This window comes from Streptomyces sp. NBC_00122, assembly GCF_045160845.1.
Classification (GTDB): domain Bacteria; phylum Actinomycetota; class Actinomycetes; order Streptomycetales; family Streptomycetaceae; genus Streptomyces.
Genome location: NZ_CP108191.1, coordinates 7,217,922 through 7,234,228, shown reverse-complemented (window position 1 = coordinate 7,234,228; position 16,307 = coordinate 7,217,922). Strand labels below are relative to the sequence as shown.

Annotated in this window: 16 protein-coding genes and 2 pseudogenes; 10 read left to right on the top strand and 8 right to left on the bottom strand. The window is 69.2% G+C overall.

The genetic code is table 11. The features are described from left to right. Positions 1-141: 141 nt before the first annotated feature. From OG737_RS33120 to OG737_RS33110, 3 genes are all read right to left on the bottom strand, one after another. Positions 142-1,254 (bottom strand): C40 family peptidase, encoded by a 1,113-nt coding sequence (locus tag OG737_RS33120; RefSeq protein ID WP_405676484.1) that lies wholly within the window; start codon positions 1,252-1,254, stop codon positions 142-144. Between the two features lie 449 nt (positions 1,255-1,703). After that, positions 1,704-2,348 carry an NADPH-dependent F420 reductase gene (locus OG737_RS33115; protein ID WP_405676486.1) on the bottom strand — a complete coding sequence of 215 codons (645 nt, stop codon included), beginning with the start codon at positions 2,346-2,348 and terminating at the stop codon, positions 1,704-1,706. Positions 2,349-2,396: 48 nt separating this feature from the next. Continuing rightward, positions 2,397-3,209, bottom strand: a complete 813-nt coding sequence (locus OG737_RS33110) for an inositol monophosphatase family protein (protein ID WP_405922351.1) — start codon at positions 3,207-3,209, stop codon at positions 2,397-2,399. Positions 3,210-3,324: 115 nt separating this feature from the next. Here OG737_RS33110 and OG737_RS33105 point away from each other — a divergent pair. Beyond that, positions 3,325-4,231, top strand: a pseudogene (locus OG737_RS33105) (LysR substrate-binding domain-containing protein); the annotation flags it as partial. Between the two features lie 176 nt (positions 4,232-4,407). On the opposite strand, the gene OG737_RS33100 reads toward OG737_RS33105, so the two are convergent. Beyond that, on the bottom strand, positions 4,408-4,986 hold the full coding sequence (locus tag OG737_RS33100; protein ID WP_405922350.1) for a TetR/AcrR family transcriptional regulator C-terminal domain-containing protein: 579 nt from the start codon (positions 4,984-4,986) through the stop codon (positions 4,408-4,410). A 129-nt stretch (positions 4,987-5,115) separates the two neighbouring features. Here OG737_RS33100 and OG737_RS33095 point away from each other — a divergent pair, with 129 nt between their 5' ends. The 3 genes from OG737_RS33095 (at position 5,116) to OG737_RS33085 (ending at position 8,365) form a co-directional block, all read left to right on the top strand. Further along, positions 5,116-6,234 (top strand): serine hydrolase domain-containing protein, encoded by a 1,119-nt coding sequence (locus OG737_RS33095; protein WP_405922349.1) that lies wholly within the window; start codon positions 5,116-5,118, stop codon positions 6,232-6,234. Positions 6,235-7,224: 990 nt separating this feature from the next. Continuing rightward, complete coding sequence (locus OG737_RS33090) at positions 7,225-7,665, top strand: VOC family protein (RefSeq protein ID WP_328929890.1); 441 nt, start codon at positions 7,225-7,227, stop codon at positions 7,663-7,665. A gap of 190 nt (positions 7,666-7,855) precedes the next feature. Beyond that, entirely contained in the window at positions 7,856-8,365 is a 510-nt protein-coding gene (locus OG737_RS33085) for a hypothetical protein (RefSeq protein WP_405676493.1), read from the top strand. Between the two features lie 56 nt (positions 8,366-8,421). Here the strand turns inward: OG737_RS33085 and OG737_RS33080 are convergent. Beyond that, positions 8,422-8,578, bottom strand: a pseudogene (locus OG737_RS33080) (IS630 family transposase); the annotation flags it as partial. A gap of 188 nt (positions 8,579-8,766) precedes the next feature. Here OG737_RS33080 and OG737_RS33075 point away from each other — a divergent pair. Further along, a complete protein-coding gene (locus OG737_RS33075) occupies positions 8,767-9,084 on the top strand; it encodes a hypothetical protein (RefSeq protein WP_405922348.1) in 318 nt (105 codons plus the stop codon). A gap of 664 nt (positions 9,085-9,748) precedes the next feature. On the opposite strand, the gene OG737_RS33070 is transcribed toward OG737_RS33075, so the two are convergent. Further along, positions 9,749-10,228, bottom strand: coding sequence for a MarR family winged helix-turn-helix transcriptional regulator (locus OG737_RS33070; RefSeq protein WP_405922465.1), 480 nt, complete (start codon positions 10,226-10,228; stop codon positions 9,749-9,751). 218 nt (positions 10,229-10,446) lie between these two features. Between OG737_RS33070 and OG737_RS33065 the strand changes: the two genes are divergently transcribed. Further along, positions 10,447-11,577 (top strand): NADH:flavin oxidoreductase, encoded by a 1,131-nt coding sequence (locus OG737_RS33065; protein ID WP_405676498.1) that lies wholly within the window; start codon positions 10,447-10,449, stop codon positions 11,575-11,577. A 315-nt stretch (positions 11,578-11,892) separates the two neighbouring features. Here OG737_RS33065 and OG737_RS33060 read toward each other — a convergent pair whose 3' ends face one another. Next, complete coding sequence (locus tag OG737_RS33060) at positions 11,893-12,045, bottom strand: hypothetical protein (RefSeq protein WP_405922347.1); 153 nt, start codon at positions 12,043-12,045, stop codon at positions 11,893-11,895. 295 nt (positions 12,046-12,340) lie between these two features. On the opposite strand from OG737_RS33060, the gene OG737_RS33055 reads away from it, so the two are divergent. Further along, positions 12,341-12,577 (top strand): hypothetical protein, encoded by a 237-nt coding sequence (locus OG737_RS33055; RefSeq protein WP_405676500.1) that lies wholly within the window; start codon positions 12,341-12,343, stop codon positions 12,575-12,577. Positions 12,578-12,605: 28 nt separating this feature from the next. Here the strand turns inward: OG737_RS33055 and OG737_RS33050 are convergent, their stop codons facing one another. Further along, on the bottom strand, positions 12,606-14,054 hold the full coding sequence (locus OG737_RS33050; protein WP_405676502.1) for an oxygenase MpaB family protein: 1,449 nt from the start codon (positions 14,052-14,054) through the stop codon (positions 12,606-12,608). 384 nt (positions 14,055-14,438) lie between these two features. On the opposite strand from OG737_RS33050, the gene OG737_RS33045 reads away from it, so the two are divergent. From OG737_RS33045 to OG737_RS33035, 3 genes are all read left to right on the top strand, one after another. Then, positions 14,439-15,032: an isochorismatase family protein gene (locus OG737_RS33045; RefSeq protein WP_328929879.1), complete on the top strand. Its 594-nt coding sequence runs from the start codon at positions 14,439-14,441 to the stop codon at positions 15,030-15,032. 358 nt (positions 15,033-15,390) lie between these two features. Beyond that, the gene (locus tag OG737_RS33040; protein ID WP_328929878.1) at positions 15,391-15,570 is read left to right on the top strand and encodes an alpha/beta fold hydrolase; all 180 of its coding nucleotides are present in this window, start codon (positions 15,391-15,393) and stop codon (positions 15,568-15,570) included. A 2-nt stretch (positions 15,571-15,572) separates the two neighbouring features. Further along, a complete protein-coding gene (locus tag OG737_RS33035) occupies positions 15,573-16,073 on the top strand; it encodes an alpha/beta fold hydrolase (protein ID WP_405922346.1) in 501 nt (166 codons plus the stop codon). Positions 16,074-16,307 lie beyond the last annotated feature (234 nt).

Sequence of the window (16,307 nt, the reverse complement as noted above, 5' to 3'; positions counted from 1 at the left end):
CGATGACACGGCGACTGACTTGAAAGCCAACGGACAAATGGGTTTCTGTGCTGGTCACGGCGGTGCGGGGGATCTTGAGCTGACCTGGTCAACAAGATGCTTGGTGGCCAGGGCTCGCCGCACGGCAGTGCCGTACGCGCGTCAGCGGGTGAGGAAGCGGGTGGCGCCCACGTAGACGCGGCCGGTGGAACCGATGGGCTCCTCCTTGACCGGGTCACCGGTCCGAGGCGAGTTGATCATCATGGGTTCGCCGTTCCTCGTCCCCGAATAGATGCCGACGTGGGTGACATCGGTGCCGGTGGTGGGGCGGAAGGCGACGATGTCGCCGGGCCTGAGGTCCTCCGTACCGGTGATCCGCACCCCCGCGGCCGAGCCGGCGGGTACCTGCCCGCCGCCCGCGTCGAACTGCGGCTGGGCGTCCCGGGGGATCGTCACACCGAGGGCGGAATAGACCTGGCCGGTGAGACCGGAGCAGTCGTAGCCGAATCCGGAGGTGCCCGACCACAGGTAGGGCAGACCCAGGAAGGCGCGTGCGGCGGCGACCACGTCCGCGCCGCTCGGTGCGGCCGGCACCCTCGCCAGGTCGTCAGCCCGGAAGAACAGCCGGCCACCGCTGGGGGAGTAGGCGGTGACGACTCCGGGCAGCGGACCGGCCTTCACCGGAAAGGAGGTGTTGTACGAGTACTCGCCCGCCTGCCCGGATCCGCGGCCGGCCAGCGCGGCCTGGGCGGTGGCGAAGCCCCGGGCCGTGGGGCGGGCAACGCGTTCCTCGTGCGTAGCGCCGGGCGGGCGCCGGTGCTCCGAGGTCAGTTGCCGGTCGGGAATCCAGCCGGGGTAGGCGCCTCGTCCTGCCTGGTCCCTGGGGGTGGGCTGGCCGTGCACCCATACGTGGTCCCAGAGCAGACCGCCGTGCCACTCGGTGCGGTCGACGGTCACCCGAACGCCGTGGAGAGCCTGCGTCTCCCCGGCGACCTCACGCCGCTCGTCCAGGGACATGGTTGTCAACCAGCCGCGGATGTCAGCGGGATTGGTGGTCGCCGGGGCGTCCACGGGCCGGACCTGTCCGGGGCTCACCCAGACCTGAGCGACCGTCACGTCGACGTAGCAGGTCGCGGCGCCGTCGCAGGGACGTGGCGCGGCGGACACGGAGGGGCGGGCCGGGGCGGTGGGAGCCGCGGGGACTGCGGCGGCCGGAGCGGCGAGGGCGAGGAGGACTGCGGCGGTGGCCGTCAGGATGGTCTTCACGGAGTACATGCGTCGATCCTGTCCAGGGCAGCGCGCCTGCGAACCCCTCCGGCCAGGCCGGCCCATCGGGTCGTGGGATCGACTTGACGCCGCCAACCGGTCCCCGGGGTCGTGGACCGCGTGCTCCGCCGCGCCGTCCGGGTCATCGACGGCGCCGGCTCGACGACTCCTGGACGAGCTGCCTGACCATCGTTCCCCTGTTTCTTGTTCTCCTGATCGTTCTGGTGCGCTCGTGTTCGTCGCGGCGAAGCGGGTACCAGTAGTGCCGTGACTCTGATGATGCTGGTGGTTGTCGCGCCAGCGCATGCGGCGAAGTGACGGGTTTCGCTTTGGGACGTTCCTTGAGCCATTGGGCGGAGTGCCCGTCGGGACTTCGACAGCAGCTGCCCTTCTTTGCCAGCGCCCAGCTGTCTCGCACGAGCCCGCTACTGATTTGGTCTGAACCCGGTCTTGACGGGTCAGCGGGCGAGGGAGACGGCGAAGGGCTTGAAGCCGTGTCGGCGCAGGATGTGGGGAACCACCAGGATCATGGCCTCGGTGGCGCGGGCTGTGGTGATGCCTCCGAGGTCCTCGATCCATGCGGGCTGCCAGCCCAGGTCGCCGAGCAGGCCGGTGACGGTCTTCTTCGCGTTCTGGTCATCGCCCGAGAGATAGGCGGTCGGTGGGGTGGCCAGGGTTTCGGGAGCGGTCATGACCATGAACAGCATGGTGTTGAGGGTCTTGACCACATGGGTATCGGGGAGGGCGGCCTGGAGTTGCTCGGCGAGGCTGCTGCCGGGATAGCACAGGTCGCCGGGCAGGCCGTCATCGGCGTCGCGGGTGGCGTTGGAGACATCGACGAGGAGTTTTCCGGAGAGCTCGGTGCGCAGGCCGGCCAGGCGGTCCAGGGCGCTGTCGCCGGGCGTCGCGTTGATCACGATGTCCGCGGTGCGGGCGGTGGTGCGCTGGTCGGCGAAGGCGATCTGCGGGGCGATGCTGGCGGCAAGGGCTGCGGTCTCTTCCGGGTTCCGGACACCGAGGGTGACACGGTGTCCGGCTGCGGAGAGCTTGCCGGCGAGGTTGGCGCCGACGCGGCCGGCGCCCAGGATGCCGATGCTGGTCATGAGGTGATGCTCCTTGCGGTGTGAGGTGGGTAGAGCGGAGGTGTCCGGTCAGGCGATCGGCGACAGGACGTTGAGGGCGGCGGTGTGGATGCCGGGGGCGGCGGCCAGGAAGTCACGGCTGCCCGTGTTCCAGGGTTCGCCCGCCAGGTCGGTGACGGCGCCTCCGGCCTCGGAGACCAGCAGCGCACCGGCGACCAGACCGGAGCGAACGTCGGAGAACTGCCAGAAGGCGTCCGTGCGTCCGGCCGCGACGTGGATGAGCTGCATCGTGGCGGGAACGGACACGCGCACGACCAGGCCGTTGATGAGCATGGCGGTGACCGAGTCACCGATCCGCCGGAAGGTGCGCTCGTCCTCGCCGGGCCTGGCCTGGCCGGTGCCGATGAGAGCGGCGCCCAGATCGGTCTTGGCGGACACCTTCAGGGGCCGGTCGTTGAGGCGGGCACCGCCGCCGGCGACAGCGGTGTAGGTGTCGCCGGTCAGTGGCAGGTGGACGACGGTGAGCACCGGCAGGTTGTCGCTGACCAGGGTGGCGGTTACGGCCCATTCGTCCATGCCGTGAACGTGGTTGATGTTGCCCTCGGCGGGGTCGACGACCCACCACTCCCCGGGCGGGAGCGCGCCGCCGGCCAGCTCGTCCTCGGCCCACTGCGATCCCCGCCGGGCCCGCAGCAGCGGTTCCCGCAGCACGTCCAGCACCGCGTCGTCGTTGGCGTGGATCTCAGCGACGACCTCGTCCAGACTCACGCCCCGGGCGTGCGAGGTGTAGCGCTCGCGCAGCGTGACGCCGGCGGTCTTCACCGCGGCGGTCACCTCGGACAGGAGCGTCGTGTCGGCGGCGAAAGGCATGGCTGTGCTCATGGCGGGCTCCCTGAGTTCGATGTGTGCGGGCGGCTTGTCTCGCGCCTGCACTTCGAAGGTAGGTCCCCCGATCATTAACAACAAGTGCATGCTATTCACTTATAGAGTTACTGGCATGCAATTGGATCTGAACCTGCTCACGGCCCTGGACGCACTGCTGGAAGAGGGCAGCGTTGCCGGCGCCGCAGCACGCCTCCACGTCACCGCACCGGCGATGAGCCGCTCCCTGGGCCGCATCCGCAAGGCCACCGGTGACCAGATCCTGGTCCGCACCGGCCGCAGCATGGTTCCCACCACCCGCGCGCTGGCCATGCGCGCCCAGGTCCACGCCCTCGTGCAGCAGGCCCACCAACTCCTGTCCGCTCAGCAGGAACTCGACCTGGCAGCCCTGGACCAGGTGTTCACCGTGCGCTGGCGACGCCCTGACCGCTGCCTGCGGCACCGCCCTGATCACCGCCGTCCACCGCCAGGCCCCCGGCGTCCGGCTGCGCCTGTCGGCCGAACCCGGGACGGGCGACGCCGAGCTGCGCCGGGGTGAGGTCGACCTCGAATCGAGCTCCAGCGCTCCGACGCTCCCCGACATCCGCCACCGCCTCGTCGGCAGCGACCGGCTGGTCGTCGCCGTACGACCGGGCCACCCCCTCACCGAAGGCCCGCTGAGCATCGAACGCTACGCAGCCGCCGAACACCTCACCGTTTCGCGACGTGGAAGCCTGCACGACCCGATCGACGACGCCCTGACCACCCGCGGCCTCGAACGACACGTCGTGGCCGCCGGGCCCACCGCCGCCTTCGCACTGCAACTCGCCCTCGACACCGACCTGGTCGTCACCCTCCCCAACGCGGTCACCCGCGCAGCCCGGGAACAACTCGGCCTCGCCACACTGCCGCCGCCACTCCCGCTGCCCGAGGTCCCCCAGTACCTGTTGTGATACCAGCGCTACGACGACGACCGCGCCCACACGTGGCTGCGAGAGACGGCCACCGAAACCGTCCAGGCACTATTTGCACCACCGACCGCCTCTCAACAGCCCCTCACCAGTGAGCCTGAAGCTCGTCGATCCGAAGGCTCGATCCCGACTCGCGACTGCGGATCGACTCACCTCGATTCCTCACTCCGCAGCTCGCCGGCCTGCCACTTCCGGATCTGGCAATCACGAACCTCTGGGCATCCAGGGCCGATAGACCGGGGCCGCCGTCACTTTGCGATCACCCCCGCGGTGATCAGCCGCAGACCGGTGCTGAAGGCGGTCTCCCGGTCGGGGATGCCTGCTGCCAACAGTTCTGCCAGATGCGGGAGCCCGGACAGTTCGAGGGCTTTGTCAGCGCCTGATGCGGTTGCGCCGGGGGGCTGTTGCTGCTCCTGCAGCACGAATCCGGTCGTGTAGCTGAGGAGTGCGTCGCATGCGTGGGCGGCGAGGGGAAGAGGTACCTCAGCGGTGCGCGCGATACCGATGAGCCGGTCTGCTAGGGCGAGGCTGTTCGATCCCGGTACGGCGTATCCGGCGACGAGGCGGGCGCCGTCTCGGTGATCGAGCATGGCCCGGCGCAGAGCCATGGCCGTGGTCTCCAGCTGGTCCGTCGTACTCATGTCGGGGAGCGGCTCGGCCAGCGCCTCGCCGACGATGCGGTCGGCCAGTTCGGCAAGGAGCTCGTCCTTGTTCTTGACGTGCCAATAGATGGCGCCGACCCGCAAGCCGAGCCGCTCGGCGAGCTTGCGAGTGGTCAGCTCATCCAGGCCGGCTTCGTCGAGCAGGGTCATGGCTGCATCGATCACGTCAGGGCGTCGTACGGCCAACGGGGGCTCCCATGGGAAGAAGAGGTTGACACCTGAACACCGCTCAAGTTAGAACTTGAACATCGCTCGGGTTGAGCGGTGTTCAGGATAGCTGTTGAGGGGACTGCGATGACCGACGTCCAGGCACGCGTACAGAAGGCCATCGACCGGCTGGTGGAGACGGGTCAGGAAACCGGAATTCAGACTGCGGCCTATCTGCACGGCTTCCAGATCGTCGATGCGTGGGCGGGCACCGCCGATCCCGGCTCAGGCCGCCGCGTCGACGGGGATTCCCTGTTCCACAGCTTCTCCACCGGCAAAGGCGTCACCGCGACCGTCGTGCACGTTCTCGCCGAGCAGGGACTCATCGACTACGACACCCCGATCGCTTACTACTGGCCGGAATTCGCTGCCCGCGGCAAGCAGAACACGACGGTGCGGCACGCGCTCACGCATTCCGTGGGCGTGCCTCAGATGCCTGTTGACGTCACGGCCGAGGACCTCTGCGATTGGGATGCCATGTGCACCGCCGTCGCGGACCGGGAACCCCTATGGGAGCCGGGCACGGCCACCGGCTACCACGCGTGGACCTTCGGCTGGATCCTCGGGGAGACCATCCGCCGCGCCACCGGCAGGACCATTTCCCAGGTGCTGCGCGAGGACATCGCCCGGCCACTGGGCGTCGCCGACTCCCTCTTCTTCGGTGTTTCCGAGGACGCGGCACCCCGTCTTGCGACCCTGCTGGAGGGCAACTGGGAGACCATGCTCTCCACCCTGCCGACCTCCTGGCCCTTCTTCCGCGCCATACCGAACCGGGACGTGTGGCCCACCGCCACCCTCGGAAACCGCCCCGACTACCTGCGCGCCGACATCCCGGCGGGCGGCACCATGACCGCACGCGCGGCCGCGCGCATGTACGCAGCCCTGATCGGCGAGGCGGACGGAGTACGGCTGATCTCCCCCGAACGGCTGACCCAGGTCTCCGCCGTGGCCACAGAGCAGAGCGACCGGATGTTCGGCCACCCCGTGCCCAAGGGCCTGGGCTACTTCCTCGGCCTCCCCGAGATGGGCGGCCACCGCACCGCATTCGGCATGCACGGCTCCGGTGGCAGCATCGCCTTCGCCGACCCCGAGCACGGCCTGGCCTTCGCCCTCACTCACAACCGGCTCACGGGCGGCCCCGACGACGTGGCCGCCCAAACGGTGGCCGACGAAATCCGCGCGGCTTTGGGGATCGCCAGACGCTGAACCTCGCGGCGCGCCCGCTGCAGGTGTCGCTGTCGCCAGATGTCTTCATCCGCAAGCGGCCACGCCCCACACGTGGGCACCGACGCCGGCTCCCGACTGAGCAAGCAACTAAGTGGGGAGCGAGAGCGGGCTCACGGATTCTCCGGGCTGTGGCGGATGTTTCGTGACGCACACGATGGCGGGGGGACCGATGGTTGGCTCATGCTTGATCGCTAGCGCCGGGGCCCGGGGCCCGGTATGCCTTGAGGGGGCCGCGGTGGTGGTCGGCGAACTGGTACGCGCTGATCTGCGACCATCAAGGTAGTACCCCCCGCCAGCTGAACCGCCGTTGGCCGTCGTTCTCCAGACTTCCTGATGTCTCTGAGACATCAGGCGCCGACGCATGACACCCCGCCGCCGCGATGTCGCCAGAGGTGAGGTCATCCCGAATACGCAGGTAGCGCACCGAGGGCCGGTGCTGGCCGCGGTCTACCGCTGTGTCAGCGCGTACCTCGGCGAAGAGGTTCGGGTGGACGGTGACGTACGGGAGCTTGTTCCCAGAGCCCATCCATTGCTGATCTGTACTCCCGTCCACGGATGCTCGGGCCCGCCGGGGTGAGCGCGGCCCCCAGCTCGCGCCGGGTGGCGGCGGGCAGGGGTGTGGTGCGGCGTTGGCGAGCGGCACAGGAAACTCCACCCGCCAAGGGTGACCCGTCACCGTGAATCAATTGGGGAGGCGCAATGCTCAAGCGCGCACGCTGCGAATCGTCGAGTAAGCATGGAAAAGCGGGGACGGCACGCTGCGGCTGATCGTCTGCATGGGAGCGGCCACCTGCGCCGCACTCACCCTCGGTGGTGGCGCCTGGTTCGCGGGTCTCCGTAGCGGTGCTGCGGTGCGATCCAGATTTTTCGGAGTCCGGCGGTCTGCGGATGTCGAGAACGTGCCACCGGCTCCGTCCCAGGGACATCAGCGGCCACCACCGGCCGCACGAGGAAGAGGGAGAAACCAGCATGGCGATTCAGCGGATGGACAACGTCGGCATCGTCGTCGAGGACCTGGATGCCGCCATCGCGTTCTTCGTGGAACTCGGTATGGAGCTGGAGGGCAGGGCGGAGGTCGAGGGCCTCTTCGCCGACCAGTGCACCGGACTTGACGGCGTCCGCTGTGACATCGCGATGGTCCGGACCCCGGACGGTCACAGCCGGCTCGAGCTGGCGAAGTACCGCAGCCCCGCGGTGATCAGCGCGGGGCCGCGCAACCGGCCGCACAACATTCTGGGCACGCACCGCGTCATGTTCGCCGTCGACGACATCGAGGACACCGTTACCCGCCTGCGCCCTCACGGCGCCGAACTCGTCGGCGAGATCGCCCGGTTCGAGGACAGCTATCTGCTCTGCTACCTCCGCGGCCCGGAGGGCATCATCGTCGGACTGGCCGAGCAACTGCGCTGAGAAGGAGGAACCCAACCATGCAACCGAACGAGATCATCGAGGTTCTGAACCGCCCCTCCAGCCAGGAGCTGCCGGCCCGTGACGTGACCCGCCTGGCCCGGCCTCTACCGTCATCACCATGAGTCCCGTTCAGCCCAGTACCAGTGCAGTACCGTCCCGCTCGAGTTCGCGCTTCGTTCGCTCGGCAGTGGTGTTCGGCGGCGTCATGTTCCTCGTGGCCGTGTCCTGGACCGGGTACCGCTTGTGGAACGGCGAACCGTACCCGGAGGTCGACCCGAACGTGGTCGCCATGCGGCTCAACGAGGAGGCCCAGCGCGTAGAAGAAGACCTGGCCCTGCCCGGGCGGACCGACTCTGGCTCCAGCTCCCACCGCGTGGACACGGGTGCCTGCTACTACCACGGGCTACGGTCCGTCGCCCACATCGACGAGGCCCGCCAGGATGTGCGCAGCTTCGCGCTCGACTGGAGTACCACGGGCGTTCCGCGGACCACGGCCCGTGCCGGCCAGGAACGCGTCCGCAGCCGGCTTTCACAGCAGGGCTGGAAGCTCACCAGCGAGAACATCTCCGACATGGGTTTCCGCTTCGAGCGCCCGGGAACTGGCGACAAGGTCGATGTGGACTGGTACGAGCCCACTGGGACGCTCGCCGTCACAATCCACGCGCCCTGCGGGAAGGTCCCCGGCGGTTTCGACGAGTAAGCCGTCCACCCGCCGGGGCAGGCACTGGAGCCCCGAGCGTTACTGACATCGGCTTGTCACGGTGAGGGGGGTGTGTCGAGGGTGAGGCCGGTGCCGGCTATGAAGCCGTCGAGGGTGTGGGGCCGGTATTGAAGGCGTTTAAGTCGGTTTTCGGACCAGGGTTTCGAGTCGGTCGAGCGCCATGACAGCGAGGCTGCGTTTGACGTGGGCCCAAGCCCGCAGCCCTGACTCCCTCCGGCGCGGCGGGACCCCCGGAGCCCAAGCGCGTCATCGACGCCGCCCCGCGCGTCGGTGCGTACCAGCTGCTCACCGGCGCGGAGGCCGCTAAATACGATGAGCTGACCTCCGGGAAGGCTCCCTCGGGCAAGCGCTGGTTCTACGACGGTCCCGGTGGGAGGCCGGTGGGCGCCGTGCTCCAGATCAACGCCGTCGAGTGGGACGCGCGGCTGGCCGAGGCGAAGCGCTCGGACACCATGACGCAAAAGCTGCGCAACTTCTTCGCAGGGGCGCGGGCGACCGAGGTCACCGAATTCGAGGCGGGGCCCTGGGGCGGCCGGCTGAGCTGTGGCTTCGTGGCTTCGGCCGCCGGACGCCCGATCGTGTGCGCATGGACCGACTCCGGCACGTCCGGGCAAGTGATGCTGGCGGACGAGAAGAGTCTCTCCGAGGCCGCCAAGGTCGCCCTGCAGTTCCGCGCCAGCTCAGAGAAGCGCACCTGACGGAACGCGGCACGGTGGGGCCAGTGACCTGGTTCGGAGATCCCGCTTCTGATAACCGGAGTTACCAACAGTTGGCATGCCCTTGACCGCGACGCCTTCGACTCCGGACACGTCGGTCCAGGACTCCGGCCGCTCCCGCGCCTGCGCGAGGTCGGTGGTCATCGGGCACAGTGTCCACGGCACGGTCAGGGCGTGATCGGCGAACAGCATCTCCGACGGGTCCGCCGGTACCTGTAGGGCGCGCGGAGCAGCTCCTGGCCGTCCATCTGCAAGACGTCGAACGCGATGAAGTAGGCGGGGTGCGGACCGCGAGGGTGGCGGCGCTGCGGGCGCGGGCGGGGTGAACAGCAGGGCGCGGTGACCGTCGAACTTCTGCACGCCACACCCGCCCGCAGCACACCCGCAGGCGGGACCGCCTCGGCCGCCTGCGCCAGCATCGGCTCCACCGGAGGCCGCAGCACCACTACGGATCCTCCTCGCGCCAGGACCAGCCCCCGCGCCCAGCCTGCCGCGCACCGGGAGCCATGGCCTGGCGGAGGGCGCCGGACAAGCGCAGCGCGACCGGTGTGACCGGGCGCGATACCTGGCTCGGATGGACAACACCAACGCTCGGAATCTGGGCGCAGCCCGAAGCACGGGCGTTCCCACGGGGCCGCGGGCGTTCTTACGGGGTGGGAGTCGCGGATTCCTGCGGGACATGCGGGTGGCATGCGGCGCGGGTGTCGTCGTCCTCCGTGCGCGGCCAGTACCGTCCTTCGAGGGCCTCGGCGCTGCGGTTGAGCCGGACCAGGACGTCCTCCAGCTCCCGTACCTCCTCAGGGGACCAGTCGGCGACCACCCGGGCCAGGCAGGACCGGTTGGCCTCGCGGTCTCCGGCGAGCCGACGCCCGCCTTCAAGGGTGATGCACAGCTTGCGGGCCATGCCGCCGTCCGGGTCCGCGACGCGCTCGGCCAGTCCGCAGCGCAGCAGTGCGGCCGTCTGGCGGTTCACGGTCGAGGTGTCCAGCCCGAAGGCCTCTGCCAACTGTCCGATGGACATGGGCCCTTGTGTATCGATCCGGCTGAGCAGCAGGTAAGCCGACCGCTCCAGGCGTTCGGGGTCGCGCTCGCGCCGGGCAAGCACCTGGTGCCGCGAGAGCAGCATCAGCTCCCGTTCCAGTTTCTCCAGCACTGCGCCTCCCGCCCTTTCCGGCGCTCCATTATCGCCGACCCGTGGACCGGCCGACTTCTGCCCCCCGGGGTGGTCCGCGGACGGCTCCGCGCGAGGGCCGCGGCGCGGCAATATGCATGATACACAGTGTGTGTACTATGCACTTCTCGTTGCCATCCCGACGAGCCACAGCCTCAATCCGGAGGACCCGCATGACCGTCACCACGTCCACCGCATCCCGCGCGGCCGAGATCCTGTCCCGGCCCGTCACGCTGAACGGCCTGACCGTCCCCAACCGCATCGCGATGGCTCCGATGACGCGGATGTTCTCCCCCGGCGGCGTGCCCGGCGAGGACGTGCAGACGTATTACGCCAGCCGGGCCGCCGCGGGTGTGGGCTTGATCGTCACCGAGGGCACCTACGTCGGTCACGAGTCCGCCGGGCAGAGCGATCGGGTACCGCGGTTCCACGGCGAGGACCAGCTGGCGGGGTGGGCGAAGGTCGCCGCGGCCGTGCACGAGGCGGGCGGCACGATCGTGCCCCAGCTGTGGCACATAGGCATGGTGCGCAAGCAGGGCGAGGCACCGTACGCCGACGCGCCCGCCGTCGGCCCCTCCGGCATCCGCGTCGACGGGACCGAGGGGACCGGCAAGGCGATGACCCGTGCCGACCTCGACGACGTCATCGGCGCGTTCGCCGACGCCGCCGCGGAGGCCGAGCGGATCGGCTTCGACGGCGTGGAACTGCACGGCGCCCACGGCTACTTGCTCGACCAGTTCCTGTGGGAGCGGACCAACCGCCGCACCGACGCGTACGGCGGCGACGCGGTGGCCCGTACGAAGTTCGCCGCGGAGATCGTGGCAGCGGTCCGCGAGCGCGTCCCGGCCGCCTTCCCGGTGATCTTCCGCTACTCGCAGTGGAAGCAGGAGGCCTACGACGCCCGGCTCGCGCAGACCCCGGAGGAGCTGGAGGCGATCCTGGCCCCGCTCGCGGCGGCGGGCGTCGACGCGTTCCACGCCTCCACCCGGCGCTACTGGCTCCCGGAGTTCGAGGGCTCGGACCTGAACCTGGCGGGCTGGACCAAGAAGCTCACCGGCCGACCGACCATCACCGTCGGCTCGGTCGGCCTCGACGGCGACTTCATCCGCGCCTTCGTCGGCGAAGGCGCAGCGCTCGGCGACATCGACAACCTCCTGGACCGCATGGAACGCGACGAGTTCGACATGGTCGCCGTCGGCCGGGCCCTGCTCCAGGACCCGCAGTGGGCGGCGAAGGTCCTCGGCAACCGCTTCGACGAGCTGAAGCCGTACGACGCGGCGGCCCTCAAGTCGCTCAGCCGGTAGCCGGCAGCCGTCCGGACGGCCGGTCCGAGGACGCCCCGTGACATCGGTCCCCCCCGACGTCACGGGGCGTTCGCGCTCCGGTCAAAGATCGCCGAGCCTCGGGTGCTCACGCTGGCCGTGGGCGACTGTCTGCGGGAGAGATCGTCTGGCAGCGCAGCGCGGTTGGCTCGAAGAGAACACGATGCAGCCGCATCGGCGGATGTGCGAGCCTTCTTCTTCCATACGCCGACCGAGAACACTCTGATGACCCGCGACGACGCCCTCAAGCGACTCAGCCACATCGCGCGCGAGAGGGCATTCGATAGGCACGTTGGGTCAGACCGACTGATCCAGGCAGGGCTGGACGCGCTGATGGCCGGGGTTGGGAGTCCTTCCCTCGCAATGCTGGCTGGCCTCCTGCGGAGCGAAGAGCCCGAAGCGCCAGCGCTCTTCGACCAGGTACTGGAGGAGCTGGGGCTGCTCTTCCACCCACCCGCCGGCCCTCGGGCTGCAAAGTGGGCGATGGCCTACTGGATCGTCGGTCGGATCGCCGACGGATCCCTGGATCCCGTCACCGGCACCCACCTCATTGACGTGTACTCAGCTGAGCTGATTCGCGGCACTGGACCCACCGCAGTGGGTCGACGTGGCCGACTGCGGCGAGGGTCGCACCGGCGCCCGCAGCGGCGATCAGGTCGCCGCACCGAACGATGAACGTCATGCCGTTCTTCCCCTGTCTGCTCTGATCGGATGTGCCGCCGGTCTGGGGCAACGGGAATACGCCGTGTTCACCCTCAAGGGCGACAGCCTCGCCGCCATCGGTGCGATCACGCCGCGGCAGAAGTCCGCCAAGTACATCACCGCGCTCGCCGGACTGGAGTTCGCGCCCGGCCGGATCACCGCGTACGAGAAGTGGTACCGCCAGACCGACCCCCATTGCTGTACGACTGGGGACGCCACAGCAGTCTGGACACGGGAGGGGGACCGCCTGACGCCGGGCGAACCCCGTGTCGTCTCCTGACGCGGCCTTGGTACGGGTGGGCTGGCCGCTACGGGCGTCCGAGGAGTTGGCTGCCGGCCGTGTTGTCTGTGCGGGCGGTGAAGTAGTCGGTGAAGGCCTGAACGAATTCGTCTTCGGTGATGCGGCCGTCTCCATCGTGGTCGAGCTGGCGGAAGCCGTGGTTGAGTTCGGCGGGGTGGACCCGGGAGCCGCCGAAGACCGTTCGGTACTCATCGGCGCAGAGGTGTCCGCTGCCGTCGATGTCCGCAGCGTGGAAGATTGCCCGAACCGCGACCTGAAGACCCTGCTCGAGATAGGCCGGCCCGGAGTCGATCCCGGTGAGCATGGCGGTGACGAACTCCTCGCAGGTCACCTGTCCGTCGTCGTCAGCATCCATGCCGGTGCGCAGGTGCTGCCACCAGGTCTCGAAGGCGGCGTAGACGCGGGCTTCGCGATCAGGGGCGAGTTCGAGCGGCCAGCACACGTTGTGCGCCATGGCCTGCAGATCGGCCGAGCTGATGCGACCGTCGCCCGTCTGGTCCAGGACCTGGCGGAAGAAGGTCCGCAGACGCGCCGGGCGGCAATCGGCACCCTTGCGGCGGCGTGGTGCGGGAAGCCGGACGAGGCTAGCCTCCGACGGGGAAGAATGGCCGCTGGAGGCGGTGGGAGGCTGCGGCGTCGAGGGGATGCCGGCCACTGGGGTGCGGTAGCGGCGGTGCTCGGGCAGCGCATTCATCAGCATGCGCATACTGCGGTGCAGGATGAAGGACAGCAGGGCCGCGCGGCGGGTGCGGGGAAGGCCGAAGCGCTCGCGGAAGGCTTCCGGCAGGTCCGCGATGGTCAGCGCACCGATGACGTGGGCGGTCAGCGTCCGCACAAGCGGCCAGGCCGGCTTCAGGTAGCCGAGGCGGCGAGGTGCGGGTGCTTGACGGAGCATGTCGAAGAGCAGGTAGCGCACGGGTTCGCTGTATTCGAGGCGCTCGCGGATCGTGCGTTCCATATACGCGGGCACGTCGCCGGCCGTGGCCGGGAACAGGTCGTCGGACAGGCCGAACTCGGAACAGACCGCACGGAATTCTCCGTACATCTGCTCCAATTCAGGCGGCGTCAGCGGGCGTCCGGACAGTTCCCTCATCGCCGTCATGCACTCGTACAGGGTTACCAGCACCCACACCCGCACCGCCGGGTCCAGCGCCGTGAAAGGCCTGCCCTGCTCGTCGGTCCCGGCCAGACGGCGGTGCGTGCGCTCCAGACGGGCGACCTCACGGCGCAGCCCCTCACGGTCGGAGAAGAACAGCCGCTTCCCGCTGTCCATGGTGTGCTCGATACGCCGCCACGGGTGCGCGCGGTAGGTGGAGAAGTTGGCCATGCCTGCGGCGACCGCCGGATCCGCGCTCTGCAGAACCAGCAGCCGCCACGCCACCAACCCGATCCGCCACTCCCCCAGCGTGCGGCGCAGCAGTGAATCAGGGCCGGGAAGGTCAACAGCGGTAGTCAAGGGGACGTCTCCTCAAGCACGTGGACAGGAATGGGCAGGGGACGACCGAAGAGCGATCATCCGGCTATCCGCCCAACCCAACGGACCTACCGGCATCCGGGAGCGGCCAGATTCCCGAATTCACCCATCCGGGACACGCTCAAGGGCTCTCGGCGACGGTTGATCTCGGACCCTCCGACGTACACCCGTACGCCCTCCGCACCAACGGCCGCACGGCCGCGGGCCGGACCGGCGGCGGGCCCTGCGCGAGACGGCGCTCCTGTTTCAGCACATGGGTGCCGGGCTTGTCCCCCGGTCGGATGGATACCGTGCCGCACAGGCTATGTGCCAGACAGTGACGGGCAAAGGTCAGGTGATCCGGATTCCTGCGAAAGGGTGCTAGCCGTGAACCGTGCGCTGGTGGTCGTCGATGTGCAGAAGGACTTCTGCGAGGGAGGCAGTGTCCCGGTGCGGGGCGGCGCAGACCGGGCCGGCGCCATCGCCGAACTGGTGCGCCAACCCCCAGAAGGGGGCTACGACTGTGTCGTGGCCACGCGGGACCACCACATCGACCCCGGCTCCCACTTTTCCGACACCCCCGACTTCAACCACAGCTTCCCCGTGCACTGCCTGGCCGGGAGCGAGGGCAGCGAATTCCACCCGGCCTTCGCGTCCGTCGCCGACACCCCCGCCGTCAACGAAGTCGTCTACAAAGGTGCCCATTCGGCGTCCAAGAGCGGATTTGAAGGCAGCACCAAGGACGGAGTACGCCTGGCGGACTGGCTCCGCGCACGGAATGTCACCGAAGTCGACATCGTCGGCATCGCAACCGACCACTGCGTGCGTGCCACCGCGCTCGACGCGGTCCGGGAAGGCTTCGGGACCCGCGTCCTGCTCGACTACACCGCCGGCGTCGCCGCCGACACCACCCGCGCCGCCATGGACGACCTCCGCGCCGCCGGGGTCGACCTCACCGGCGAACCCGTTGTGCTGACCTGACGGGGCCATCTCCCCCGCCCCATTGGGGAATCGGCGCGGATTTCGACGCCGATCTCCGCTGGTCACTGGCATCTCGGTGACCGAGGCCTGGAGCCCTTTGCCTCTCGCCGGCGTGTGAAGTCTCCTCCGGCCGTGGGGGTCGAGTCGGCACCCGCCGAGTCCCTCGCCGTAGCCGTCCCACAGCTCCGGTCGGTCGGTGGGCAGGGCGTGACGACCAGAACGGAGCCGGTGCGGAGCAACCCCCGACGAGACGGCCGCCGTGGACCTGGTGCGCGCTACCTCGCTAAGGATCCGGACGCCGTCGCGGCCGCCACTGCGGCCAGGGCGTGGCGCTGCTCTTGCGCGTGGGCGATCTGTTGTGCGAGCAAGCCTGTGGGACGCCATCATTCCCGAGCTGGCCCGCCGCCACGCCGTGATCCGCTACGACGCCCGCGGGCTGGGACGCTCCACAGCACCAGGCAAGCCGTTCAGCGACGTCGACGATCTGCGCGCCATCCTTGACCACTTCGTCTCCGTCAAGCCGCGCTGGTCGGGTTGAGCATGGGCGGGGAGACCGCGCTGGACTTCGCCCTCGCCCAGCCGGAGCGCGTCACCGCACTGGCCCTGGTCGGTGCCTCGGTCAGCGGCCATACCTGGCCGCAAAGTCCCGAATTGTCCGCCTATGCCGCAGCCCGGCGCAAGCGTGACACGGCCACCCTGGCCGAGCTGGAACTGACGATCTGGGCAGCCATGGGCCGCACGGCCCCTGGAGGAGAACTCATCGAGACGATGGTCACCTCGAACGCCATGCGGCGAGTTGTGAGCGAACAGCACTGTGTCGTCTCCACGGGCCGCGATGCCGAACCACACCTCGGTGAAATCGCCGCGCCGACGCTGGTCATCCACGGCGACCGCGACCACCCAGAGATCGCGGTGATCGCCGGACGACTTGTCGCCGACATCCCCGGCGCGTGCGGCGAGATGATCCCGGACGCCGACCACTACCTGCCACTCCGTACACCCGCACGTCTGGCCGAACTACTACTGACGCACCTTCCCTGACAGCGGCCCGCCCACGACCGAACACAACGATGGACAACTTCTCCCGACCGCGCGGACCACGCCTCCCCGGCCGTCACGGGGAGTAAACGCCCAGAGGTGCGGCGCAGCACAGCCCACGGCCGGCTGCCAGGTCCGTCTCGCCGCCGAAGCGACCAAGGCACCCCGAACGCACGCCGAGGCGCCCGCGGCAATGTTTCACGGGGCCCGGGCCTGCGGCCCGTTGGGGTTTCCGCT